The organism is Synergistaceae bacterium, assembly GCA_031267575.1.
Lineage (GTDB): Bacteria > Synergistota > Synergistia > Synergistales > Aminobacteriaceae > JAIRYN01.
This window is the reverse complement of the sequence record JAIRYN010000073.1, coordinates 55,863-80,366: the sequence shown is the minus strand read 5'-3', so window position 1 is coordinate 80,366 and position 24,504 is coordinate 55,863. Positions and strand designations below refer to the sequence as shown.

Here is a 24,504-nt window from a genome sequence, read left to right as displayed (position 1 = left end):
AGAATGAGTTGCGTTAAAAAATTTTTGTGCGTCTCGTGCCCTGTGGGTTGCTCTTTAAGCGTCACGGTGGAGGGCGCCGAGGTCTTGAGCGTCGAGGGTAATACGTGTCCATTGGGCGAAAAATACGCCCGCAGCGAGGTCGCTAATCCTGTCCGCACGTTCACGTCGACCGTGAGAGTCAATGGAGGTTTATTGCCGCTTTGTCCGACACGCAGTAAAACCCCGTTACCCTTGTCGAAAGTTTTCGACGTCGCGAGAGAAGTCGCCCAATTGACGGTAGACGCTCCGATAGAGATCGGGGCGACATTGATAAAAAATGTCTGCGGAACCGGCTCAGATATCGTGGCGAGTAGGTCGCTGCCCAGAAAACACAGAGACTCGCGTGAACTAGAAAACAGTGCCTAAAAGTTCAGGGGCGTCGTATATCCTCAATATTTTTGTTTCTCTATTTTTTTGTTTCTCTATTGTGTGTTGATTATGTGTTGTGGATAAAAACAACAGGGTTGTTTAGCAGTGTATTGAAATATACCTAAACCTGTGGGATAATATTTAAAATGAATAAATATTTTAGAATTCGGAAGCAGCATAAACAAAACCCAAAATACGGCACATTTACCGAAAACCAAGGTCGGTTAGTGTGTGTTTAGGCAGATTTGAGTAGGTATGATGAAAGAGCACTGGCCTCGTCTGATTCTGCGCCTTGACTGTATTACCGAAAACGCGTCGCGGGTGGTGAAATTTTGCGCATCCAAGGGAGTGGAGGTAGCGGGCGTGGTAAAGGGTGTCTGTGCCGACTTGCGAGTGGCAGGCGCAATGCTCGAAGGAGGATGCGCTTCTTTCGCGGACAGCCGCCTTCAGAATCTGAAGCGCTTGAAGGAGGCTTTTCCTCAGGTTCCTCGGACATTGCTCCGAATCCCCATGAAAAGTGAGTTGGAGGAGATAGTCCGGTGGGTGGATTCTTCTCTGGTCTCCATGCCGGAAAGTGTGGAGGCTTTAGATGATTGTTGCAAAACCCTGGGTATGACCCACAAAGTGATCTTGATGTTCGACCTCGGCGACCGGCGTGAGGGGATTTTATTAGATACCCCAAAAACCACGGCCGATATAAATGCGTGGCCTTGCGTCTCTACTAACGTAGGGGAATTAGAATCCTTTGTCGCGGTTTTGAAAAAAACGCCCCGCGTGGTTCTTCAGGGAGTAGGAGTCAATTTTGGATGTTTCGCTGGCGTTTTGCCCAGCGCCTCCGCTCTTCGCCGTTTGTGCTTGGCACGGGAGACTCTAGCGAGCGAACTGGGTTACGATGTTCACATCTGCTCCGGCGGATCCACTTCCTCCCTAGCTCTGCTTGAGCGCGGAGAGTTGCCTTCAGGCGTGAATCATCTACGCGTGGGCGAGGCGATTCTGTTAGGTCAAGACGTCTCCTGGCGCCGGTCAGTCCCCTGGTTGCGTCAGGACACGGCATACTTGGAGGCGGAGGTGGTAGAAGCGCGGGTCAAGCCGTCGTTGCCCGAAGGGGAGACGGGAGCGGACGCCTTCGGAAATCTGCAAACTTTCGAGGACAAGGGACCGCGCCGCCGAGCCATTGTCGCGATAGGACGTCAAGACGTTCCCACGGAGGCCCTCACTCCATACTCTGCCGGGGTACAAGTGCTGGGAGGCTCCAGCGATCACACGATTTTAGATGTCACGGACGCGAGCGTCACAAATGCCTCGACGCTTTGGAAATGGGGTGATAAGGCGTGTTTTTCTCTGAGTTATGCGGGATTGTTGGGCCTCATGACCTCACCCTATGTTTTCAAAGACTATCGAAACTGAAAAATACAAACTGTTACGTTACGATAAAGCGATTCTCATCCAACGGCTTCAGCTGTTGGATGAGAATCGCAACGTTGCCGTTGTCGGTGTTTGTTTTGTATTTGGTTTCTTACCACATGTCTACTTTCATGTTAAACTCCTTATATGGCTTATCAACACGAGATGCGGGGCGGAACATGACCGGGATATTAATGTGACTGTAAATATTCTCAGAGTGGGGGCATCCACTCTTAAAGAAGAAGACGTAAGACCGGTTTAAGTCGGCTGTCTTTGTCGATCTTAGAAACCCACAACTTTAGTCGTAGGAGTATGTCAAAACAGCAATGTAGCGCAAAACGACTGCTTTGGAAAGGAGAGAAGACGTTCATAATGATATTAGAAAAAAACAACGAGGAGCATAACATGGTACAGCAGCTTAAAGGATGGATTTTGCCGGTCGCCCTCTTGTTTCTCGCTATCGCGCTTTTGGCGTATACGACGCTTTTATCTCTGTTTCGTCCTCTCTCCTGGGCGATTCTTCTGGCGTTTATCTTTTACCCCGCTTTTCTCGGCGTTTTGAGCATCGTCGGGAAGACGCGCAATAGCCTGGCCGCCCTATTGGTCACTTTTTTGATGATCGTGCTCTTAGTTGCTCCTACGATGGCGGCGGGTGTGGTGACCTCACGGGAGGCGATCCGGCTTTTTGGAAGGCTCGTAGATCTGGTGGGGGGTATCGACGCCTCCAAAGGATTGTCTTTAGATGCTCTGTTTCCCGATGTACTGGTGAGGGAACTTTTACCCATGTTCGAGAAATATCCTTTGCTGAAAGACGGAATCCAACAGCTCGTAAGTTGGACCACCTCGACGATGGTTCGTCTTTCTCGAAACTTCTTGGGCAACATAGCCACGTTGGCCTACCATCAGATCATCATCTTCATCGCGTTTTATTTTTTGTTGAGGGACGGTCACGTGCTTTTGGAATACTTTAAGGACATCATTCCTCTGATGAGTGATGAGCGGGATGAGTTCATGCGCCGCACGGGAGTGGTTCTGCGGGCCGTTGTCTTTGGAGTGGTCCTTACGGCAGGCGTTCAGGGCGTGTTGGGAGCTATAGGTTGGTGGTTCGTGGGTTTGTCCAGCCCTCTTCTGGCAGGGGCTTTGATGGCGCTTCTGGCGATGATCCCCTTCGTGGGAACACCCACAGTCTGGATACCTGGCGCCATTTATCTTTTTCTCGTGGGGGACAATAAGAAAGCTCTTATTTTGATCTTATGGGGGCTTTGCGTCGTCAGTACCGTGGATAATTTCCTACGCCCCTATTTCATATCGGGCAAAGCCAATATGAGCACGCTCTTGGTTTTTCTCGGAGCCTTCGGAGGGCTGGCCGCCTGGGGGTTTATGGGATTGTTCGTGGGACCGCTCATTTTAAGTCTCCTCGTGTTCTCCTTGGACTTTTACCGCAAAGTCTGGATGCTTTATCAAACGCAGACAACACAAGACATTTGCCAACCACGAAATTCAGAAGAGCCACAAGAGCCGCGTCCTAAATGACCGACCGCGACGAATATCAGCTCCGTCGCGGTATCTCTTTTGTATTTCCGTTCCGTCAGACCTATTCACATCTGTCTAAACAGATTCAAAGCTGACTTCCTGCTTCACTGAAGCCAGTTTCACCGCCATCTCGCGACGACGGCCAGAGCTTTCCTCTCCACAGACTGACACCAGGCTGACACCGTGGAACTCACGGCGTAATTTCTTAAACTAACCGCTGCGTTCACGTCTCGGGCATAATGTACGCCGCATTGCGGACACGTCCACTCCCGAACCGATAGTGACAACTGCTCTAATCTATTCATAATTACATATATTAACATAGATTCAGTCATATTTCAGTCATATTTCAATCGAACTGTTTACACCCTTTGTATTATCCGGCGTATTCCCGTTATCCTAGCCGAACACTAGGTTGGGAAGCCACATTACGACACTAGGAATAAAGATCAGGATAATATCGAGGCCGATGACCGCGGCATAAAACGGCATGGTCTCGATAAAATACTCCTCTATGGGACAGTCCAGAATATCACACACCGTATAGAGCGCGGTTCCCACTGGCGGGGTCATGCAACCCATGGTGACCACCGTCATCATGCAGACGCCGAAGTGGACCGGGTCCACGGACATCTGAGTCAGCACGGGCAAGAAAATTGGAGTCAGCAAAAGAATGTTGACGTTGCTGTCGATGAACATGCCGGAAACCACGAGGAACAACACGATAATCACCATCAGCACTTGTGGGTTCGACGAGATGCCGAAGAGCAGAGAACCCAACATAGCCGGGGTTTTTTCCACGGTGAGCGAGTAGCCGAAAATACCGGACAACGCGATAATGAGGATGATGCCGCCGTTGTCGATGAAGGAATCCTTTAAAGCCGCGAGGAAATCTTTCCACGTCAGTTCCTTGTAGACAAAAATACCCACAAAGAGCGCGTATACCACCGCAAAAGCCCCAGCCTCCGTCGGGGTGAACAAGCCGAATCGTATCCCAATAATCAGGATTAGCGGAAATATGAGGGCCCAAATCGCCGCCCTCAGCTCGCGCAGTATTTCCGCCCCACTGGGTGGTTTTGTGCCGGGAGGCGGCACATCGTATTTTCTGCGCTTTGCAGTTACGGACACGGTAAACATCAAAACCACCATCATCATAAGCCCTGGAATAATACCGGCTATGAAAAGTTTCCCGATCGACACGCCCCCCACAAACCCATACAAAATGAACCCCAGCGACGGGGGAATTGTGGCGGTTATCAGAGATGTCAGACAGATAACGCCTGCGGCGTAACCCTTCGAATAGCCGCGTTTGATCATCTCGGGCCCAAGAATCCTAGCCTCCATCGACGCGTCGGCCACGGCTGAACCCGATACCCCGCCCATAAGGGTCGACAACAAGACGGATACTTGAGCGATCCCACCTGTCATGTTGCGTGTCAGCACTCTGGAAAAACCGATCAGGTTCCTCGTTATCCCAGTGCGGTTCATCAGGTTACCCGCGAAGATGAAAAATGGCACCGCTAGGAAGGGGATAGACTGAGTTTGGGAAATCACGCGTTGCACCGCTATGGCCATCGGAAACTCTGGATGTACGTAAAACCATGCCACTCCGGCGATCCCTATCACAAAAGCTATAGGAGTATTAATGAGTACCAGTATAATAAACGTCACGATAAGAGCCGTCATATCGCCACCTCGTTTTTGCGGGACGTCTCGCCCGGCGCTATCCCGGTATATTCCTCGCCCACGAGGTCCGCGTTGTCTTTTTTTACGTTGTAGTTATCATCCTGGAAGCGCGATATCACTTTGATGCCCTTGATCAGTATTGTGAAGATCATGAGGACGCTGCACACGGGAAGGCTCAGCGACACCCATCCATACGATATGGGTAGCGTGTTGAACTGCCGTCTCCAATTACCCAAGGCCAGTTGGTAGCCCTTGATGGCGAATAAAGCGAGAGCTCCTAGCATGATGGCGTAGACTAATATTTGAAAACATTTCTGTATCTTCGGCGAAAATTTGCTGACCAATATATCCATACCGACGAGCCGGGAATACCGAAGCGCCACGTCGGCACCCAGAAACGCCACCCAACCGAACAGCAACAGGCTTATGTCATCGGCGAAAATGATGGGTCGCCCCACCACGCGCAAAACGGCGTTCATAAACGTTAACCCCACGATGGCGGTGAAACCGATGCCAGTAATGATTTCCTCCAGCCTGCAATAGACCTTGTAAAAAGTTTGAAACATCTCATCACCCACGGTTTTCTCGATATAAAACGAGGCGGCATATCCAACTTTTTTTATCTCAGTCAGTCTATGCCGCCCATCGTATCACTCCCTTATTCGCCTCTCACGCGACTAAGGGTTTGTCTTCCACTTAAATTCCTCCATGTAAGTTTAATTGAGTAATTTTAATTGAGTAATTTTAATTGATGCCCAGTTGTTTGTAGAGCTCGACCCGGATGGCCTCATAATCCGCTCCACCCGTGGTGGCCTTGTCGGAGTACAGGCTCGCCGTGGCGGCTTTGAACGCCTCACGATCTGGGGTGACCACCTTGACTCCATAAGTTTTCTCCATCTCTTCGAGATATTTCTTCTCGTACTCGATAACGATGGCCTGGTTATCTTTGTACGTCTGAACGGCGTTTTCGGACAACTGGGCCTGCTGAACATCGCTCAATGAGTCGAACCACTTCGTGCCAGTAACAATGGAGCCCGTCAGCAAGAAATGTTGAGAAAGGCTGATGTTTTTGCACACTTCGTAGAATTTGGAGGAGTAAACCGTCGGAAGCTGCCACTCGCCCCCATCGATAACCTTCGTGGCGATGGCGTTGTAGCACTCGTTCTGATTCATGGGAGTCGCGACGGCCCCCATAGCGTTGACGGAGTTGATGGCAATCGCGTTCCCCATCGTGCGGATTTTCAAGCCGTTCAAGTCGGCGGGTTTGTTGATTTCCTTATTCGTGACCCAGTTGCGCCAACCGGTGAGGCAGTTATTGGTGAGAAGAACCAGGCCGTGCTCGACGAATTTTTCCTTCCAGCCCTTGTACAGCTCCGTGTCCATCAGGGTATCCAACTGCGAATAGTCATTGAAAAGATAAGGCATCATCAGGATACCGAACTCAGGAACATAGGCAGCCAGCCTCGAAGGATCCGACGCCGCCGTCACCGCCGCGCCGTTGATCGCCTGTTCGGTGACATCGTCCGTGCTCCCCATCTCGGAGGAGACCATCGCGCTCACATCCCAGCCGCCTAGCGCGTTGAGACGCTTCGCCAATTCCTCATGAGCCATAGACTGAGTATCTCCGACTCCGTTCGTTCCGCAAAGCGTGAGTTTCGTGTCCGCCGCCGAAGCGGGAACGGAAAAAAACGCCACAACCGCACAAACAAACACAACTAAACACACGAGTACCTTTGACGACTTTCCCATTAGTCATTCCCTCCTGAGTTCTTTAAGTTAAGATCAGCTATTTGAGACACTTTAAATATTAACACATCATTGCGGCATGTCAATGCGACGTCGCGTTTTTCAGACGCTCGAAAGCGGCCTCGGACGTGGCGAAGTTCGCAATTCCATTCACTACGACGTGACGAAGGCCCGCGTCCGCGAGAACAAAAATTATCGTGTCCGTCTCCCCAGATGTCAAGTCGAGCGTAACGCGGAACAGATCTTCTTCCAAATCCTTTCTCATATCCTCCCGGCTTCGAGGTACTGCTACGGAGAGAATTTCGAGGCCGTTCAACGCTCTTAAAACCCGCATGGCTTTGGCGCCCGAATCCCCGCCACTCTCCCAGTTTTCGCCTCTATCCGCCGAAAACGACTTCTCTCCCCACTCCACACGCAGCCGCGACACATCCCCGGCGGGATAGTAAACGGCCCTTGATCCAACAATCGACATATAGCTGCCGTAAAACGCCGGTCGCGTGACCGTTTTCGACGAGAAGGCTCTCCCAGATTTTTCGTCTTTCACAACGACGCGCCCGTCGCGCGTAACTACCGTTGCCGCGTATTCCGTTCCGTCGGCGGCCATGAGAATGCGCAAATCCCACCCGGTGCCTTCCAGATCGTTTTCAGGCTCGTTGGAGTTTGAGCGTATAGAGGACAACGGGCGTAGCAACGTCTCCATCACGGCGCTCGTCGAGACTCTCCGCAATATCGGGCTGGTGACAAAGAACGCGTTTCCGACGCGCTCCACCGTATAATCACGCCCGTCGCTCGGTCTCAAAAAATCCACGGAGACCACCGATACTCGGCCAATGTCCTCCAGACTGATCGCCGGAAAGATGGGATGGGAGAGAAACGCACGCTCATCTTGCAGAAAAATTTCAGCGTCCGCGGCGGTGATCATGCAGAGAATCTGTTGCTCCTCGAAAAAAAGGTAGTATTCCCCACTGGTTTCGTTCCGGCTCAGGATGGAAAAATTTACCCTCGTACCGTCTGACTTGATGAGAGTCACTTTGGCCAGGGGGCTGTCCGTGCCTGATCCGAGGTATTCGGCTGGCGACGCGTCTGGCAGCCGTCTGGAGGCCGTCAAATGGCAGGCGGCGTAGACGAAAGCCCTCAAATCGGATTGGCTCCAGTCTCCAGAAACGTTGGATATTACCATTATTTCAGTTGGATAGTTCATGAGGCCATAGGACGTCAACACGTTGGTGACCGCTATCGCGCCGATTTCCGAGGGCGGGAAGGCCGTTACCTCCATTACCTCGATCTTGGTTATCTCGAGAGGAGTCGCGCTCTCTTCCATGTCGTAGGGGTCGTAGTCGTAGGGGTCGTAGCGCGCGAGCAGAAAGGCCAGAATCGCGAACAAAGCGCAAGCGGATGATAACGCAATGATCGTCCTCCTGTCACTATCGTAAATCCTGGAGTATTGAGTCGTTTTCTTCATCTCATTTTTCCCAATCGCATTTTTCTCATCTGCGCCGTCTCGTCGCGCAAATCAGCGCCCCTCCAGACAGGGCCACCAGAGGAAGCACGAAGAGGAAGACGGTGGTTGTCGCGGTCAGCACACTCCGAGGGACCGCTATTACCGGAGGAGCGATAGTCTTAGGAGGTATGGAAAAGGCGGCAGCGCCTGTCAGGGCGTTCGAATCCGCTACATTCACTAAATTCATCAAATATTCTAGGGTTCTGGCTAAAAAACCGTTGTTGGCGTAGGAGGGCGTCTCCATGATATTGTCCGCGTACATCTCCACGGAACCCGCGACAAAGAGGCCCGCCCGCGCGCCCCCCGCGACGCTCCGCTCCGAGAGAGCCGCCAGGGAGAACGGCCCGGCTTTGCTTTCCCCGTCGATACCCGCGACAAAAGAATCGGAAGTCGAGGAAAGAAGCGCCTGAGTTCCATATATTCCCGTCTTATCCCCGTCTACCTCGATCCCCCGAGGCACGGGCATCACGACGTAATACGGGTTTTTGGCGAAGTACAAATTAATCTCGTGAGGGGCGTACCGCGGAATAACGTTTGTTGGACTACCAGCCGCGTAAGCGCGTTCCTCGACAATCACTCCGTCCATGAGCACTATTCCCCATTCGGCAAGGAGAGCTCCTAGATTGACGAACGGCGACTCCCCCGGCCCAATGAACGCCATGATTTTTCCACCTTTCGAGAGATACGCTCCGACCGCTTCCCGTTCCTCTAGAGTGAAATCTCTGGAGGGCCCGGCTATGACCGCCACATTCACGTCTCCATCGATTCCAGAACCGGCGTAGATGTCTTTCAATTTAAAACCGTTAGAGGAGAACAAGTTTCGCAGGGCGGACGAGGAACGTTCCCCATGGCCGAAGGTAAAGACCGCTTTGCGCCGGGTCCCGCTGGTGCCTGACGAAACGGCCAGAGCGGCGTTCACCAATTGTTGTTCGAGCTGGATTCCGTAAATATCCCCGTTTCTTCGGAGAAATAGGTCCCCATATTTGATGAGCCGGATGCCCCTTTCTCCTTCGACGAGAATATCCGAAACGTCGGGAGCATACCCCAGTTGGCGGTAATGGTCGATCAACAGCGGATTCTCGTAGGGGTCGGCGTACCGCACGCCGACGTGACGGGACGCGCGGGAGAGGCGTCTCAACATCTCGCTCAAAACATCGGGAAAACTTTCCTCGTCCGAGACCACCGTTACCGTAATCGGAGACGCGAGGGAGTTCACGGCCTGCACCGCGGCGGGTGAGAGCGCATATAGCCTGTTCTCGGTCATGTCTATCGAGAGATCGAACTTCTGGGCGGCAATGGACGAACATAAGTTGACCAGAATAAAGAGGAGCGCGGACAGCGCGAAGATCGTCCGACTCGCGTGCTTTCGCTCCGGGGCGATCCGCGCCCTCTCGATGTGCCTGATGGAGAGATACAAGAAAAACACCGTGACACTAAAGTAAAAAATAACGCCGGAGGGATCGAATAGGCCGTTGGCGAACCGGATGAAACGACCCGTCAGCGACAAAGAGGAGATTAAAGAGAAGATCAAAGAGAAGAACGAGAAGGAGAAAGAGAACGAGAAGGTCTCGCCCAGTGTTCCGCCGCCTGCCAGAGATCGGGCTCCACTCGCCAGGTGGAGGGCGAAGAAAACGGCATAGGTCAGGATGGCGGACACAATTTGGTTTTCGGAGCAAGTCGATATGAAGAGACCCACAGCGATCAGCGCCGACGCAAGCAGAACCAAACCAACGTACCCGCCAACGGATTCGACGGACGGAGGCGCTCCGCAACCAGCGAGTATCAGAGGAAAGACGGCGGAGACGGCGAGACAAGCGACAAACACGAACAAGGACGCCAGAAACTTCCCAACAACGACCACCGCCACTCCAGCCGGGGAAGTCAGCAGAAGCTCGTCCGTTCTCGTCTTGCGCTCTTCGGCGTAGAGTCTCATGGTAAGTATCGGGATCATGAAATTGACGGATGGAAAGAACGACGAAAAAAACGACTTGATGTCACCGTCGGCGGGCATCAGGTTAGCAACGATAAAAAGAGCGCCTGCAATCACGATGAAGACGGCGAAGAAGGCGTATCCCGAAGCGGTCGAAAAATAGAGCCTGAGTTCTTTTTGAAACGTACCGGTCATCAAACGCGCCGTGTTATCTCGTTATCTCAATGAAGATATCTTCCAGACTCTTTTCCAACTGTCGCAGCGTCACCAGAGCCGTTTTACAGCCACCGCCATGAGCAAAGGCCTCGAAGATACGCGCCCGAAATTCAAGTCCGTCCTCCGACGTCCGTTCCCGCGAAACTCGCCCCGATATTTTGAAACGGGTGACTCCTCCGGGTAGGCATTCCTCGACGACGAGAGCGTCCGGTACTACATCGTACAAGATTTTACGAGCAGCGTTCGAGGAACCGCTCGTCTCCACCTCTACGGCGCCTAAGTCGAAATGCCTGCGCGCGATCTCGTCTGGCGCGCCGTCCTCCACCACGTGGCCGTCGTGCAGGATCAATATCCTCGAACACGTGGACGCAATATCCGGCAGGATATGGGAGGAAATCATGAACGACACGGCGCCAGACATGGAAGCGATCAACTCCCGCATCTCCACGATCTGGCGCGGATCCAATCCCGCAGTGGGCTCGTCCAGCAGCATGAACTTGGGAGAGCCCACCATCGCGGACGCGAAACCAACACGCTGGCGGTAACCTTTGGAGAGGTTTTTTACAAGTCTAGATCGAACGTTCAAAATTCCCACCATGTTACAGACCCTTTCCATTTCCTCGCGGGCAGGCTTTCCTTGAATTCCACGCAGAGAAGCCACATACACGAGGTGCTCTCCCACGGTCAAATCGGCGTACAGCGGCGGAAATTCCGGCATGTACCCGATATGACGGGCAGCGGCGGCGTGATTTGACGCCATATCAACGCCACAGACGCGAACATGTCCCTGCGATGGCGCGACGTAGCCGGTTAGCATCCGCATAACGGTGGATTTACCAGCGCCATTTTTGCCTATCAACCCAACGGTCTCTCCCTCTTTTATCGTGAAGGTAACGTCTTCGACGGCCAAATTTTTACCATAATCTTTCGATAAATTTACCGCTTCAAGCATGAGGTTCCGCCCAGTCCTTATACCGAATAATTCAAATGATTATTGATCAAATGATTATTGATCAAACTTCAGATCCACGATTTTGCGCTTTTGCGACATTCCATTTTATCGATGGCTTCCCACAGGCCGAGGATGTAGTTGGCGCCGAGCGCCCTGTCGTAGAGGCCGTAGCCGGGGCGCCCTTGTTCGCCCCATATCATCCTACCGTGGTCAGGACGGATATATCCATCGAATCCTTCCTCATAGAGGGCTTTCACGATGGTGAACATGTCGAAGTCCCCGCACTGGGACAGGTGCGCGCTTTCATCGAAGTCCTTCGCCGAGTGGTGCTTGACGTTTCGCAAATGCACGAATGGCAGCCGGTTTCTCTCGGCAAGCTCTCGCGCTATGGAAGGGATGTCGTTGGCGAGATTCGCCCCGAGGCTCCCTGTGCACATCGAAAGCCCATTGTACTCCGAATCATGGAGTGAAAGAAATTTTCGAATGTTGGCGAGCCCGTTAATGACTTTTGGAAGGCCGAAAAGGTCCCACGGGGGGTCGTCCGGGTGTATTCCCATGCGCACTTCACTTTCCTTCGCCACTGGAACGACCGCGTCGAGAAAATATTTGAGATTACCCCAATATTCTTCCTGAGTGACATTCTGGTAATACTCGATGTCCGCCATGATCGAGGGCATACGCTCCGGTTCCCAACCGGGCATCGAGTATCCGCTTGAACCGCTCAGTATGGATTCCGCGATCTCCCGCGGGTCTTTGATGTCCGCGTCCCTATAGGCGAGGACGTAAGAGCCATCCGCCAGTTCGTGGGCCAGTTCGCTCCGCAACCAATCCATGACCGGCATGAAGTTGTAGCAGAGACATTTCACTCCAGAGCGTCCCAGATTGCGTATCGTCGACTGGTAGTTTTCGATGTATCGGTCTCTGGTTGGCAAGCCTTTTTTGATGTCTTCGTGGATGTTCACGGATTCGATAACTTCCATTTCGAGACCGGCCTTGTTGATAGTGTCGCGCACTTCTGTGATGGCTTCGAGGGGCCAGACCTCGCCCACTGGTATCTTAGGTAGCATCACTGCTACGCCGGATACCCCAGGCACTTGCTTGATGTATTTGAGCGGTGTGTTGTCGTCCCCGTGGGGGAACCAGCGCAAAATCATCTTCATTGTTCAAATCGACCTCGCTTTCATATCAAAACGTGTTCAAACGTTTATTTGATGCTTTTTCAAATCATTATTTCCTCATTATTTTCTTAAGTATAATACACGAGTCAATCAAAAGCTCCCCATAAGAATTGATCGAAGCTGAATGTTTACAAATTTCACATCATCTCGGCTGGACGCGATCAGCGCGATATGATATTCTATTTATAAATTAGCTCAAAAAACTAGCTCAAAAAAATAAAAAAATATAGATTACGCTATCGCTTCCCAAAATTTTTTGTCAAATGATGCTACTTTATCTAGTACTGCCAGTAAATTATATTGAGGAGGTTTGTTTATGTGTATACGTAATAGGGTAGCGAGTTTATTTTGGGCGCTGTGTATCGTTGTTTTTTGCGCCACTCTGACGCAGGCTGCTCCCACTCCTGCCAAGTTCCACATCGGCGTCGTCACCGGCACGGTGAACCAGGGGGAGGACGAAGTCCGTGGCGCGGAGGCAATGATCGCTGAGTACGGTGACGTCAAGGACGGCGGCATGATTCAGCATGTAACGTATCCCAACAACTTCGCCGCGGAACAGGAAACCACCATCTCCCAAATCGTTTCTCTGGCCACGGACCCAATGGTGAAAGCGATCGTTATGAACCAGGCCGTTCCCGGAGCGACCGAAGGCTTCCGCCGCGTGCGCGAAATGCGGCCCGATATTCTTCTGCTGGCCGGTGTGGCGCAGGAAGACCCTCTGGTCATAGGTAAGGTGGCCGACCTCGTTATGCGCAACGACTTCGTCTCGGTAGGATACCGCGTCATCTGGGCAGCCAAGCAATTGGGCGCCGATACCTTTGTGCATATCTCCTTTCCCCGGCACATGAGCGTCGAAACTCTCACTCGCCGTCGAATGATTTTCGAGCAGGTCTGTAACGATCTTGGCATCAAATGGGTATTTGAAACCGCGCCTGATCCATTAAGCGATGTGGGTGTCGTCGGCGCGCAACAGTACTTACTGGAAAATGTTCCAAAGTGGGTGGAGAAGTATGGTAAGAACGCGTCCTTTTATTGCACCAACGACGCTCATACCGAGCCCCTTATCCGCCAAGTCGTGGAATTCGGTGGCACGTTCATCGAAGCCAGCCTGCCCTCACCGTTGCTTGGCTTCCCTGGCGCTCTCGGCATCGACCTCTCGAATGAACAGGGTAACTTCCCCGCCATCATGAAAAAAATCGAAGACGTTCTCGTCGCTAAGAATGCCGGCGGCCGTCTTGGCACTTGGTCTTATTCCTTCCCGTTCTGCGCCACAACCGGTCTGATACAGCACGCGATTAACGTTGTCGAGGGTAATTCCAAAATGACGGATATGCAGGACATCCTCAAGGCGTTCTCCAAATACACGCCAGGCGCGAAATGGGGCGGTTCCTACTATGTCGATGGTACTACCGGAGTGAAACTCGACAACTACGTCCTACTCCTTCAGGACACTTATATTTTCGGCAGAGGCTATATCGGTTCCGCCGCAATAGACGTGCCGGAGAAGTACCTCAAGATTTCTTCCGGCTTGAACTAGCAAAGGTGTATAGAGACGCACGGTCGCGCGTCTCTATATAATTAAGAGAGAAGAAATAGAAATTTAAGAAAGAAGAAATAGAAATAAATAGAAATCAGAAATCAAGTCAGAAATCAAGAAAGAAGAATCGGCATATGGACGCAATTCTGAGTCTGCGCGGTATCGGCAAACAGTTTTACGGCAACCGAGTGTTGTCCGATGTTTCTTTTGATGTGGCCGCAGGACAAATCGTCGGGCTTGTGGGGGAGAACGGCGCGGGCAAAACCACGCTCATGAAAATTCTCTTTTCCATGCCGGAAATACATGAAACAGGCGGTTATGAGGGCAGTATCCTGTGGAACGGTAAAGAAATCAAATTCAAAAACCCTTTCGACGCGCTCGATGCCGGTATAGGTATGGTGCATCAGGAATTTTCACTTATCCCAGGTTTTACGGCAACGGAAAATATTCTCCTCAATCGTGAGTCGCTACGCAAATCTGTACTAGCCGATATTTTCAGCCAGCGTGTCAGTATGCTTGACCGTGAAACGATGACGGAGCGCTCAAAAAAGGCGATCAACAAGCTCGGAGTAGCGCTCGATCCCGCCATGCTCGTCAAAGAAATGCCTGTTGGGCACAAACAGTTCACGGAAATCGCTCGCGAGCTTTGCCGAGACAACGTCAAGCTTATCGTTCTCGACGAACCCACCGCCGTACTGGCGGAGAGCGAAGCCGAGGTGTTGCTTTCGTCCTTGCGCCTGCTGGCTGCCGAGGGGATTGCCATCATTTTTATCTCGCACAGGCTTCGCGAGGTTGTGGAACTTTGCGACCGGGTCGTTGTGCTGCGGGACGGTCAAAAAATCGAGGAACTCCCCGCCGAGAGATGTTCCGTCAAGATAATCGCCTCACTCATGGTAGGGCGCTCAGTTGAAACTCAGGAACGGGTTGCCTCCGCTGAAACGCATAAGGACAGGAGCGAAGAGGAAGCGCCGGCTCTGTCAGTGGAACGGCTGTGGGTGGATATGCCCGGCGAAACCGTGCGCGACGTCACCTTTTCTGTAAAAAGGGGCGAAATTTTCGGCATTGGCGGACTGGCTGGTCAGGGAAAACTCGGCATTCCCAACGGCATCATGGGGCTGTCGCCGGCGGGCGGCGCCGTTACGCTGCACGGAAAACCCATACGTTTGGGTTCGCCCTACGCGGCGCTTGAACAGGGGCTGGCTTTTGTTTCCGAAGACCGCCGCGGCGTTGGTTTGCTGCTTGACGAAGGTATCGATTGGAATATCGCGTTTTCAGCGATGCAGGTGCATAACAAATTTTTGACACCCATTTTGGGAGGACTCTTTCAATGGCGTTCGGATCAGGAAATGTTCGAACAAGCGAATGAATATATTCGTCTGCTCGATATCAAATGTACCGGCCCTCGTCAACGCGTGGGCAACCTTTCCGGAGGCAACCAGCAAAAAGTCTGTCTCGCCAAGGCTTTTGCTCTGCGACCGGACATCCTTTTCGTCTCCGAGCCCACACGCGGTATTGACATAGGCGCCAAGCTCATCGTGCTGGAGACCCTTAAAAAATACAACAGCGAATACGGAACGACCATTGTTATGATTTCCAGCGAATTGGAAGAACTGCGTTCTATCTGCGGGCGTATTGCCATTATCTATGAGGGGCGCATTGAGGGGATTTTGCCACATGCAGCGTTGCCGGAGGAATTTGGCGTTCTCATGGCGGGCGCTAGGGATGAAAACAGGGACAAAAATAGGGATGAAAATAAAAATGGAAGCAAAGATGGAAGCAAAAACAAAAGCAAAAACAAAAGTTCCGTAACAGGTAAGGGAAGTGAGCGCTGATGGAGAAAATCAAACGTTTTGTAGCCGACTTTGGCTTACCGAGGGTCATTATCGCCGTGTACCTGCTGGGGCTTTTTTCGATGGCTCCGGTGGTTGACGTCAGTTTGTTTGGCGCGCTCTCCGATACTTTTATCCGTATCGGCATGAACGGAATCATGGTTCTGGCGCTTGTCCCCATGATCCAGTCCGGATGCGGCCTGAATTTTGGACTGTCGCTCGGCGTTATCGCCGGACTGTTGGGCGCCACCTTCAGTATAGAGATGGGATATGTCGGCATCTGGGGATTCTCGTTCGCCATCATCGCGTCGCAGGTAGTTGGCGCGATTTTTGGGCTTGGATACGGCGCATTGTTGAACCGCGTGAAGGGCGGGGAGATGATGATCGCCACCTATGTCGGTTTTTCCTCCGTTATGATCATGTCGATCGCTTGGTTGTGTTTGCCTTTTACAAGCCCGGTGATGATATGGGGTTATGGCGGAGAAGGTCTACGGACGACCGTCTCTGTCGAAGGTTTTTGGAGACATATCCTCGATGATTTTCTGGCCATTCAGATCGGCAACTTCAAATTCCCGACCGGAACCATCCTTTTTCTTCTACTCGTTTCGTTTATAGTATGGGCTTTTTTTCATCTGAAAATCGGCACAGCCATGACGGCTGTGGGATCTAACCCAAGTTACGCCCGAGCCTCCGGAATCAATATCAACCGGATGCGCGCCACCAGTGTGGTCATTTCCACCATGCTCGGTGCTATGGGAATTATCGTGTACGAACAGAGCTTCGGCTTTATCCAGTTGTATGACGGACCGCTCTACATGGCGTTTCCCGCTGTGGCGGCTATCCTTATCGGCGGCGCCGGAGTCAACAAGGCATCTTTGGCCAACGTATTCATCGGCGTGGCGCTGTATCAGGGAATTTTGGCCATGACACCACTCATCTTCAACGCGGTGCTTAAGCTGGACATGTCCGACGTGATCCGCATAATCGTTTCCAACGGCATGATACTCTATGCCCTGACCCGTAAGATCAAGGTGCTGAAATGAAATCCAGGCTGCGTCTTTTTTTGATCGAAAATGTCGTCGTCATTTTGTTTGTTGTTTTGATTGCCATAGCCATTCCCGCGTCGCGCTTGCCGAGCAAATTCCTGTTGCAGGAAATTCTGACTCGGCTTGGGCGCAGTTCCTTCTTGGTGATCGCCCTGCTTTTGCCGATCATGGCGGGAATGGGGCTGAATTTCGGGATGGTGTTGGGGGCCATGGCCGGTCAGATCGGCCTTATTTTTGTCATGGACTGGAAAATTATTGGTATTCCCGGTCTTCTGCTGGCGATGCTTATCTCCCTGCCCATCGCGATTGTTCTTGGCTGGCTATGCGGTTCAATCATGAACATGGCTAAAGGACGGGAAATGGTGACAGGCTTCATTCTGGGCTTTTTTATGAACGGCGTCTACATGTTGTTCGCTCTGTACGCCATGGGAGAAATCATTCCCGTCATGAATCCAGAACTGTTGCTTTCGCGCGGGTACGGACTTCGCAACGTCATTGATCTAGCCAGCGTGCGGCAGGCTCTGGAGACGTTCATTCCGCTCAAAATCTGGGGATTGAACATCCCTGTTCTCAACTATCTTTTTATTGCGGCTGTCAGCCTATTCATCATCTGGTTCAGAAAAACCAAGCTCGGACAGGATATGCGCGCTGTGGGGCAAGATCGCGCGGTAGCGGGCGCCACGGGTATTGCGGTTGAACGTACTCGTATCATAGCTATCATTATCTCGACGGTGCTCGCAAGTTTCGGACAGATCATTTTTCTACAGAACCTCGGCACCATCAACACTACCAACTCGCATGAGCAGACCGGCATGTTCTCCATCGCCTCCCTGCTTATCGGCGGCGCGTCCGTAACCAAAGCGTCGATCCCCAACGCGATCATCGGCGTTATTCTCTTCCATCTTTTATTCCTGGTCGCCCCGATGGCCGGCAAAAACCTCATCGGTTCAGGTATGCTAGGGGAATACTTCCGGCAGTTCGTCAGTTACGGGGTCATAGCGCTGGCGCTGGTGCTGTATGAATGGAAACGGGCACTTCAAGAAGATGACTCACGCGCCCTGCTGCGGCGTTCCGCGGCCGGAAACGAGAAGGCGGATATCGTATGACCTCGCGCAGCCTGATTCAAAGGATATGTGTCGTACTGGGGTTGGTCGCCCTTTCGGCGTATCTTTTCTACACCGGTAAAGGACATACGTTGCTCCTCGACACCAACGCGGTGACGATAGGAGATCAAGAGCTGAGTTCCTACGTTTCGGCCATCGTCAGCGTCGATGGCAAAGAGCTGAACTCCCCAATGGGGCGTGCCGAGCGCGCTATGCTCACCGTCAGTGGACCCAAACATAAAATCGTGATCGTGGACGAAGTCGACACCAATAACAAAAAAGAAGTCGACACCAATAACAAAAAAGTGGAAAGGACTTTCATGATCCCCACGTTTATGGAGAGGGTCATTGTTTCTATTCCCGCGATTCTCGGCGACGCGCCGGTGGAATACTGGGTTATTCCGTTTACGCCGCCGTCCGTGGAAAACGCGTCTGTGGAAAAAATGCAGTATCAAAAAGACTGAACGGCTACAAGAACAAGGAAACCCTGAGAAGTTTACTCGGGGGGCCATAAGTAAGTTTCTTCGTCAATGGGCTCCGCGTCAACGGGCTCCGCCCCCCTGAGTTTTGAATGTTTACGATATAAATTAAGCAGAAAATCAGAGTTTGAAAACGTAGGTTCTCATTTATTTTTCTGCTCCTCGATATACTTCATGATAGTTTTCTCTGAAATATGCCCTACAGATTCACAGTAGGCAGAGATCTCCGCAAGAGCGCTAATGCCAAGAACACTAATGCTAAAATATGAGATAATTACAACGAGGGCTTGAATCGGTAGCCCGCTCCCCAGACGGTTTGAATGTGAATAGGATTGGCGGGATGGCGTTCGATTTTTTCGCGCAACCTGTTGATGTGGACCGCGACCGTGACGATGTCGCCCAGCGCGTCCGCGCCCCAAATACGCTCGTAGAGGGTCTCTTTGCTGAACACGGTATCCGGGTTGGAGACGAAAAACAGTAACAACTCGTATTCTTTGTTTTTTAGCTCAATTTCGTTTTCATTGACGTAGACGCGACGCGCTTTCAGATTTATTTTGACGTTGCCCGCAGTTATTTCGCCGCTTTTGGTGGGTTGCTCTCCGGTCAATCTCTCGTATTGAGCGATGTTGGCTTTTACCCTGGCCACGAGTTCCGTAGGCGAAAAAGGCTTCGATATATAATCGTCGGCACCAAGTCCAAGGCCGCGTATTTTGTCGAACTCCTCCGTTTTCGCCGTCACCATCAAGATGGGGATGTCCACTGAATCTCGGATTCTTCGGGTAATCTCGTATCCGTCGAGACCGGGCAGCATGAGATCGAGGAGAATCAAGGCGTACTCGCCGGAGAGCGCCTCCCGCAGTCCGTCGATGCCGTTCGTCACGATGAAGCTGTCGAATCCGTTGATATCGAGAAAATCACGCTCAATCTCGGCGATGGAAATGTCATCCTCGACAATCAAAATTTTTTTTTGCTCATAACGTTCACCTCTTGTTCGAGTTCTATGCTTCGAGTTCATTCGAGTTCTATGCTTCGAGTTCAATAGAATATTTGTAGCTTAGAGGCATTCGACTAAACCAGTGCTTCCGTCAACGCCTCCGTCAACGCCTCAATGGAATATTCGTTCATTCTGTTTCTCACTCCGGATCATATGCATAATTGACTTTCCTTTACTGGCTACATGGTACATCAACACCTCGGGAATGTCATTATTATAGAGAGCCCGCCTTGTGGCGCATTGACGGCTTTGATAGCTCCGCCGAAGCGATGCACGATCTTCGCGGCGATGGCGAGACCCAGCCCGCTGCCCTTGCTGGGGTTGTTGCGAGATGGATCGCTCCTGTAGAAGGCGTCAAACAGCTTATCGAGCGCTTCCCTCGGAACTCCGGGACCATCATCAGTAAAAATCATTATCGCGTTCTCCTTTGCTTCTCCTGCTTCTCCTTCATTCTCAGCCTCGCTCTCGAAAACGGAAATGCGCATTTTTCCGCGTTCTTTGTTCTTATACTTTACGCTGTTCTCGAAAATATTGATCATGATGTAGCGCATTTGCATGGCATCGATCTCGACGCAAAGATTTTCCGGCGTCCGGGACAAAGAACTTTGGGATAGAGAAATTTCCAGCCCTCGGTTTCCATATTCCTCCATCAGGCTATCCACGACCTCGGACACCAGGGACGTGAGATCCACGCGCTCTATGTGATAGGGAAATTCTCCAGTGTCGAGCTTCGCGAACAAAAAAAGCATCTCGATGATGTGTTCCAGATCGTCGGTTTTGTTTTTTATGGTGTCGATGTAGCGTTTGTAGGCATCCGGGGTAGATGCCACTCCCTTTTCAATGCCCTCCACGTAGGCCTTAATGGAGGTGAGAGGTGTTCGAAGGTCGTGGGAGATCCCCGCTATTAGTTCTTTGCGGCTCTGTTCGTCTTTCTGTCCGGCGACAACGGAGTCCCAAAGCCGGGTCGCCATTTCATTGAAATCCTCACATACAGGAGTAAATTCATCGTTTCCCCTATAATTGATCCGAAAGTTTAAGTTCCCGTCGCGTATCTGGTGCACTCCATAAGTGAGGGTGTGCAAGGCGTGGACAATTTTGCCGAATACGAACCGAGTCAGAAAACGATTGGTGAGGAAAATAATGAACACCGAACAGACTAGCGACACGAGAGCGCCATTGATCATGATCTCCCTGTAATTTCGAGGAGCCCTCGCGAAGCTGATAGTCCCGTGCAGGACGATTCGGTAATCGCCGAACGTTTGGGCGTGAACGGCTGTCCTGGAGAAGAGGGTCACAGGCTCACTCCGTTGCAGAACTTGATCTATGAGAGATTCATCTTCGGAAATCTTGGAAAACTTCGGGTGGGTCAGGAGCGTTCCGTTTTTGTAAATCGCCAGAGCTAAACGCTCACTGGCATATCGTTCGTTGAATTTGTCGACGTCGTTCAACATTGCCGTGATCTCCGGGGCGAGACGCCACTTTTCGGTGAGCGCCTGAATTTTCTCCCGCGCGTCCATAAAGTGCAGTTCGCTTCTGTTCTTGCGATCTGTCCTCATGTCCACGATCATGGCGTACAGGTGCAGCCCTCCGAAAAACAACGCCAGGCTGACTGTAAGAGGGATGACGATCATCAAAAAGTTAGACACAAACAAACGGCGTTTTATGTTCAAGGCGTTCACTCAATATTATTCAAACAATATTATTCAAACCGCAAGGCGTCGATGGGGCGTAGCAACGAGGCCTTCCATGCTGGATACAAACCGAAGAAAACGCCGACAAAACAAGAAAAACCCGCCGCAAGCGCTATAGCCCCGCCCGATACCGACGTCGGCCACTTCAGAAACTCCGTCACCCCTAAGGACGCCGCGAATCCCAGTAGTATCCCCACGACGCCGCCCGAAAGAGATAGGAGCAGGGCCTCCAGTAAAAATTGCGTTCGGATGTCTCCAGCGCGGGCGCCTATCGCCATACGAATACCGATCTCCCGCGTGCGCTCCGTCACCGACACCAGCATGATGTTCATGATCCCTATTCCTCCCACCAGAAGCGAGATCGAGGCCACGGCTCCCAACAGCAATGACATCACCCGCGTCGCTTGCGCCATGCTGTCCAGCATTTGCGTCATATTTTGGAGGTTGAAATCGTCTTCCCTGTCGCGGGGCAACCGGTGACGCTGTCTCAAAAGCGCCCTCACCTCGGTTATGGCGCTCTCCATCATGCTGACGTCCTTCGCCTGCACGAAAGCCCTGTTGATGGAGTTTGCCAAAGCGCTGCGCGCAAGCCGCCGTTGAGCCGTCGTGATGGGGACGATCACGGTGTCGTCTTGATCCTGTCCCATCGCCGATTGTCCCTTGGGCGCGAGTACACCCACAACTTCGAATGGAATATTGTTGACGCGGATGCTCCGACCCACCGGATCGAGTCTTCCGAAAAGCTCTCTCGCTACCGTTTCGCCTATTACGGCGACTTTAGCCGCGGATCGCTCGTCTTCTTTATCCAGGAGCCGTCCGTTTTGAATCTGAAGTTCTCGGATATCGAAAAAGCCCGGCGTTGTGCCTGTGATCTGTGACGGCCAATTGCGGTTTTCGAATATGAGTTGCGCACTGGTGTTCAGATGGGGCGCCACGTTTTGGATGGACCAGCATTCCACCTCTATAGCCCTGATGTCGTCCAAGGTGAGAGTGCCCCCGCTTCCGGCGCTCTGGCGAACTCCGCCGGTATTGGGGGTGCCGGGGCGAAGGACAATCATATTCGCGCCCATGCTGGAGATGACACCCTCCATTTGTCCGCTGGCCCCATTCCCTATCGCGACCATAGCGATAACCGCGCCAACGCCTATGACGACCCCCAACATCGTCAGCATCGAGCGCATTTTATTGGCCCACAGCGAAGAGACCGCCGTACGTATTGTCTCAAACATAGTCTTCACCACTTTCTGTGCCTTTTTTAGGTGTTTGTTTTTTGTCTTCCACCAGTTTCCCGTCCTTGAACCGCAACACGCGCGACGCGTACCTCGCGATATCGGGTTCGTGGGTCACCAAAATTATCGTCTTGCCCTCCTCGTTGATTTGCGTGAGCAGAGCCATGATCTCATCGCTGGTTTTGGTGTCCAGATTTCCCGTGGGCTCGTCCGCAAGAATCAATGGAGCGTCGCCGACCAGGGCTCGCGCGATGGCGACGCGTTGCTGTTGTCCACCGCTCATTTGATTAGGTCGGTGTTTCACACGTGAGGCGAGCCCCACTTTTTCCAGCGCCCTCGTCGCGCGTGCGACGCGTTCTTCAGACTCAACCTGAGCGTAGACAAGAGGCAGCGCGACGTTGCCTAGTGCGTCGAGTCTAGGCAAAAGGTTAAAACCCTGGAAAACGAAACCCAGGTTCACGTTGCGAATACGTGCTAATTCATCGTCGGAAAGACTCGACACGTCCTTACTATCCAGCCTGTAAACTCCTTGAGTTGGGGAATCGAGACACCCCAGCATGTTCATTGTCGTGGATTTCCCCGAACCCGACGGACCCATGATCGCCACAAATTCGCCGCGTTCTATGGTAAAAGACACCCCGTCCAGCGCCCGTAGCTCCGAATCCCCTGATCGGTACGTCTTGACCAGGTCTTCGACCTCTATGAAAGCGCTCATTGCCGCGCTCCCGCCGCGGCTGAGCCGCCTTTTTCCAGAATGAAGGCCACCGCCAATTCCTGTCCCTCGCGGATAAACGCGAGTGCGTCGCCGCGGAGTTCGACCCATGTTCTGTCGCTCACTCCGGTTTCATCAACGACGACGTTACCGGCAAGACGCCCATTCTCCACAAGCCACACGACCTGATCGGCGTTCCTATCGCCGCCGCTAGATCTGCGCCGGGGCATGGGGAAGAGACCGCCCGTGCTCTCCTCGCTTCGCTGCGCCGAATCCGTGGCCACTCCCGCGGGAGGCGTGAACCTGAGGGCCGCCGCCGGAATCCTCAAAACGTCGTCCCGTTGTTCGGTCACAACCGAAATGTTTGCCGTCATACCCGGCATAAGTTTTCCTTCTTCGTTGTCGATTTTCAAAATAACCACATAGGTCACCACGTTGGAAACTGTCTCCGGGCTCAGGCGTTTTTGCGCTACAACTGCCTCGAAAGAATCCTGCGGCCACGCGTCGAACCGGCACACCGCCTTCTGCCCTTCTCGAATACGGCCGATGTCGGCCTCGTCGATGTTGGCTTCGACCTGCATCTGGGTCAGGTCCCTCGCTATCGAGAAAAGCGTCGGCGTCTGTAGACTCGCCGCTACCGTCTGTCCCACGTCCACCTGACGAGACACCACCACTCCATCGATGGGCGATGTGATTTTGGTGTATTTCAAGTTCGTCTCGGCCTGCTTCAAGGACTCCTGCGCTTGAAGAACCCGCGAATTTGCTTCTGTCAGGCTTGCGCGGGCCACCATAAGTTGCGTCTCGGTGTTCTCCGCGTCACTTCTGGCGATCAGCTTGCGCTCCCACAATTCATGATTGCGCGTATTGTTGCGCTGCGCGTTGAGCACCTCCGCCCTGGCCTTGACGACTCCGGCCTGAGCCACAGACAAACTGGCCTTGTTCTCTTCAATCTTCGACAAGAGCACATCTGGATCCAGCAACGTCAGCAGCTGCCCTTTTTTCACCTGGCTGTTGTAATCGACATAGAGTTCTTTGATCGTTCCCGACACCTGAGTGCCGACCGTTACCATCTCCACCGCGTTCACCTTTCCCGTCGCGCTGATGCTCGATGTGATGACTCCTCGCGTGACGGGTTGAGTCCTGTAAACATAGGTTGCCTCGGCGGGGCCGAAAAATTGGAATCCCCCATAGGCCGCGGCGGCGAACGTCAATATGAGGAACAGAATTTTTGTTTTTTTCTTCATCTTTTTCTTCATCAGGGTCACCTCCACATTTTTTTTATTTACGTAATTTCTTTCCCAATCGCTTTTTCCTGAATTTGATAAAAGGC

At 52.3% G+C, this 24,504-nt stretch carries 21 protein-coding genes; 8 read left to right on the top strand and 13 right to left on the bottom strand.

Annotation, left to right across the window (positions count from 1 at the left end):
* The first annotated feature begins 3 nt into the window (after nucleotides 1-3).
* The 3 genes from LBJ36_12035 (at nucleotide 4) to LBJ36_12025 (ending at nucleotide 3,345) form a co-directional block, all read left to right on the top strand.
* On the top strand, nucleotides 4-405 hold the full coding sequence (locus LBJ36_12035; GenBank protein MDR1379762.1) for a DUF1667 domain-containing protein: 402 nt from the start codon (nucleotides 4-6) through the stop codon (nucleotides 403-405).
* A gap of 258 nt (nucleotides 406-663) precedes the next feature.
* Entirely contained in the window at nucleotides 664-1,815 is a 1,152-nt protein-coding gene (locus LBJ36_12030) for an alanine/ornithine racemase family PLP-dependent enzyme (protein ID MDR1379761.1), read from the top strand.
* Between the two features lie 369 nt (nucleotides 1,816-2,184).
* Nucleotides 2,185-3,345 carry an AI-2E family transporter gene (locus LBJ36_12025; protein ID MDR1379760.1) on the top strand — a complete coding sequence of 387 codons (1,161 nt, stop codon included), beginning with the start codon at nucleotides 2,185-2,187 and terminating at the stop codon, nucleotides 3,343-3,345.
* Nucleotides 3,346-3,464: 119 nt separating this feature from the next.
* Here the strand turns inward: LBJ36_12025 and LBJ36_12020 are convergent, their stop codons facing one another.
* The 8 genes from LBJ36_12020 to LBJ36_11985 form a co-directional block, all read right to left on the bottom strand.
* Nucleotides 3,465-3,650, bottom strand: a complete 186-nt coding sequence (locus LBJ36_12020) for a transposase (GenBank protein MDR1379759.1) — start codon at nucleotides 3,648-3,650, stop codon at nucleotides 3,465-3,467.
* A 94-nt stretch (nucleotides 3,651-3,744) separates the two neighbouring features.
* Nucleotides 3,745-5,031: a TRAP transporter large permease gene (locus LBJ36_12015; protein MDR1379758.1), complete on the bottom strand. Its 1,287-nt coding sequence runs from the start codon at nucleotides 5,029-5,031 to the stop codon at nucleotides 3,745-3,747.
* Nucleotides 5,028-5,597, bottom strand: coding sequence for a TRAP transporter small permease (locus tag LBJ36_12010; GenBank protein MDR1379757.1), 570 nt, complete (start codon nucleotides 5,595-5,597; stop codon nucleotides 5,028-5,030). The genes LBJ36_12015 and LBJ36_12010 overlap by 4 nt, the downstream gene beginning before the upstream one ends.
* A gap of 178 nt (nucleotides 5,598-5,775) precedes the next feature.
* Entirely contained in the window at nucleotides 5,776-6,780 is a 1,005-nt protein-coding gene (gene dctP, locus LBJ36_12005) for a TRAP transporter substrate-binding protein DctP (protein MDR1379756.1), read from the bottom strand.
* 79 nt (nucleotides 6,781-6,859) lie between these two features.
* Nucleotides 6,860-8,239 carry a DUF4340 domain-containing protein gene (locus LBJ36_12000; protein MDR1379755.1) on the bottom strand — a complete coding sequence of 460 codons (1,380 nt, stop codon included), beginning with the start codon at nucleotides 8,237-8,239 and terminating at the stop codon, nucleotides 6,860-6,862.
* Nucleotides 8,240-8,264: 25 nt separating this feature from the next.
* Entirely contained in the window at nucleotides 8,265-10,403 is a 2,139-nt protein-coding gene (locus LBJ36_11995; GenBank protein ID MDR1379754.1) for a Gldg family protein, read from the bottom strand.
* Nucleotides 10,404-10,416: 13 nt separating this feature from the next.
* Complete coding sequence (locus LBJ36_11990; protein ID MDR1379753.1) at nucleotides 10,417-11,376, bottom strand: ABC transporter ATP-binding protein; 960 nt, start codon at nucleotides 11,374-11,376, stop codon at nucleotides 10,417-10,419.
* A gap of 68 nt (nucleotides 11,377-11,444) precedes the next feature.
* A complete protein-coding gene (locus tag LBJ36_11985) occupies nucleotides 11,445-12,536 on the bottom strand; it encodes a mannonate dehydratase (GenBank protein ID MDR1379752.1) in 1,092 nt (363 codons plus the stop codon).
* Nucleotides 12,537-12,870: 334 nt separating this feature from the next.
* Here LBJ36_11985 and LBJ36_11980 point away from each other — a divergent pair, with 334 nt between their 5' ends.
* The 5 genes from LBJ36_11980 (at nucleotide 12,871) to LBJ36_11960 (ending at nucleotide 18,533) form a co-directional block, all read left to right on the top strand.
* The gene (locus LBJ36_11980; protein ID MDR1379751.1) at nucleotides 12,871-14,091 is read left to right on the top strand and encodes a DUF3798 domain-containing protein; all 1,221 of its coding nucleotides are present in this window, start codon (nucleotides 12,871-12,873) and stop codon (nucleotides 14,089-14,091) included.
* Nucleotides 14,092-14,225: 134 nt separating this feature from the next.
* The gene (locus tag LBJ36_11975) at nucleotides 14,226-15,923 is read left to right on the top strand and encodes a sugar ABC transporter ATP-binding protein (protein MDR1379750.1); all 1,698 of its coding nucleotides are present in this window, start codon (nucleotides 14,226-14,228) and stop codon (nucleotides 15,921-15,923) included.
* Nucleotides 15,923-16,963 (top strand): ABC transporter permease, encoded by a 1,041-nt coding sequence (locus LBJ36_11970; protein ID MDR1379749.1) that lies wholly within the window; start codon nucleotides 15,923-15,925, stop codon nucleotides 16,961-16,963. The genes LBJ36_11975 and LBJ36_11970 overlap by 1 nt, the downstream gene beginning before the upstream one ends.
* Nucleotides 16,960-18,072: an ABC transporter permease gene (locus LBJ36_11965; GenBank protein MDR1379748.1), complete on the top strand. Its 1,113-nt coding sequence runs from the start codon at nucleotides 16,960-16,962 to the stop codon at nucleotides 18,070-18,072. Before LBJ36_11970 ends, LBJ36_11965 begins: the two co-directional genes overlap by 4 nt.
* Nucleotides 18,069-18,533, top strand: coding sequence for a hypothetical protein (locus LBJ36_11960; protein MDR1379747.1), 465 nt, complete (start codon nucleotides 18,069-18,071; stop codon nucleotides 18,531-18,533). The genes LBJ36_11965 and LBJ36_11960 overlap by 4 nt, the downstream gene beginning before the upstream one ends.
* A gap of 289 nt (nucleotides 18,534-18,822) precedes the next feature.
* Here the strand turns inward: LBJ36_11960 and LBJ36_11955 are convergent, their stop codons facing one another.
* From LBJ36_11955 to LBJ36_11935, 5 genes are all read right to left on the bottom strand, one after another.
* Nucleotides 18,823-19,563, bottom strand: coding sequence for a response regulator transcription factor (locus LBJ36_11955; protein ID MDR1379746.1), 741 nt, complete (start codon nucleotides 19,561-19,563; stop codon nucleotides 18,823-18,825).
* Between the two features lie 170 nt (nucleotides 19,564-19,733).
* Nucleotides 19,734-21,188 carry a HAMP domain-containing protein gene (locus LBJ36_11950; GenBank protein ID MDR1379745.1) on the bottom strand — a complete coding sequence of 485 codons (1,455 nt, stop codon included), beginning with the start codon at nucleotides 21,186-21,188 and terminating at the stop codon, nucleotides 19,734-19,736.
* 53 nt (nucleotides 21,189-21,241) lie between these two features.
* Complete coding sequence (locus LBJ36_11945; GenBank protein MDR1379744.1) at nucleotides 21,242-22,462, bottom strand: ABC transporter permease; 1,221 nt, start codon at nucleotides 22,460-22,462, stop codon at nucleotides 21,242-21,244.
* Complete coding sequence (locus LBJ36_11940; protein MDR1379743.1) at nucleotides 22,455-23,177, bottom strand: ABC transporter ATP-binding protein; 723 nt, start codon at nucleotides 23,175-23,177, stop codon at nucleotides 22,455-22,457. The genes LBJ36_11945 and LBJ36_11940 overlap by 8 nt, the downstream gene beginning before the upstream one ends.
* Nucleotides 23,174-24,430, bottom strand: coding sequence for an efflux RND transporter periplasmic adaptor subunit (locus LBJ36_11935; GenBank protein ID MDR1379742.1), 1,257 nt, complete (start codon nucleotides 24,428-24,430; stop codon nucleotides 23,174-23,176). Before LBJ36_11935 ends, LBJ36_11940 begins: the two co-directional genes overlap by 4 nt.
* Nucleotides 24,431-24,504 lie beyond the last annotated feature (74 nt).

Coding starts and splice junctions, on each gene's coding strand:
- LBJ36_12035 (MDR1379762.1), top strand. CDS start 4: ATGAGTTGCGTTAAAAAATTTTTGTGCGTCTCGTGCCCTGTGGGTTGC.
- LBJ36_12030 (MDR1379761.1), top strand. CDS start 664: ATGATGAAAGAGCACTGGCCTCGTCTGATTCTGCGCCTTGACTGTATT.
- LBJ36_12025 (MDR1379760.1), top strand. CDS start 2,185: ATGATATTAGAAAAAAACAACGAGGAGCATAACATGGTACAGCAGCTT.
- LBJ36_12020 (MDR1379759.1), bottom strand. CDS start 3,650: ATGAATAGATTAGAGCAGTTGTCACTATCGGTTCGGGAGTGGACGTGT.
- LBJ36_12015 (MDR1379758.1), bottom strand. CDS start 5,031: ATGACGGCTCTTATCGTGACGTTTATTATACTGGTACTCATTAATACT.
- LBJ36_12010 (MDR1379757.1), bottom strand. CDS start 5,597: ATGTTTCAAACTTTTTACAAGGTCTATTGCAGGCTGGAGGAAATCATT.
- dctP (MDR1379756.1), bottom strand. CDS start 6,780: ATGGGAAAGTCGTCAAAGGTACTCGTGTGTTTAGTTGTGTTTGTTTGT.
- LBJ36_12000 (MDR1379755.1), bottom strand. CDS start 8,239: ATGAAGAAAACGACTCAATACTCCAGGATTTACGATAGTGACAGGAGG.
- LBJ36_11995 (MDR1379754.1), bottom strand. CDS start 10,403: ATGACCGGTACGTTTCAAAAAGAACTCAGGCTCTATTTTTCGACCGCT.
- LBJ36_11990 (MDR1379753.1), bottom strand. CDS start 11,376: ATGCTTGAAGCGGTAAATTTATCGAAAGATTATGGTAAAAATTTGGCC.
- LBJ36_11985 (MDR1379752.1), bottom strand. CDS start 12,536: ATGAAGATGATTTTGCGCTGGTTCCCCCACGGGGACGACAACACACCG.
- LBJ36_11980 (MDR1379751.1), top strand. CDS start 12,871: ATGTGTATACGTAATAGGGTAGCGAGTTTATTTTGGGCGCTGTGTATC.
- LBJ36_11975 (MDR1379750.1), top strand. CDS start 14,226: ATGGACGCAATTCTGAGTCTGCGCGGTATCGGCAAACAGTTTTACGGC.
- LBJ36_11970 (MDR1379749.1), top strand. CDS start 15,923: ATGGAGAAAATCAAACGTTTTGTAGCCGACTTTGGCTTACCGAGGGTC.
- LBJ36_11965 (MDR1379748.1), top strand. CDS start 16,960: ATGAAATCCAGGCTGCGTCTTTTTTTGATCGAAAATGTCGTCGTCATT.
- LBJ36_11960 (MDR1379747.1), top strand. CDS start 18,069: ATGACCTCGCGCAGCCTGATTCAAAGGATATGTGTCGTACTGGGGTTG.
- LBJ36_11955 (MDR1379746.1), bottom strand. CDS start 19,563: ATGAACTCGAAGCATAGAACTCGAACAAGAGGTGAACGTTATGAGCAA.
- LBJ36_11945 (MDR1379744.1), bottom strand. CDS start 22,462: ATGTTTGAGACAATACGTACGGCGGTCTCTTCGCTGTGGGCCAATAAA.
- LBJ36_11940 (MDR1379743.1), bottom strand. CDS start 23,177: ATGAGCGCTTTCATAGAGGTCGAAGACCTGGTCAAGACGTACCGATCA.
- LBJ36_11935 (MDR1379742.1), bottom strand. CDS start 24,430: ATGAAGAAAAAGATGAAGAAAAAAACAAAAATTCTGTTCCTCATATTG.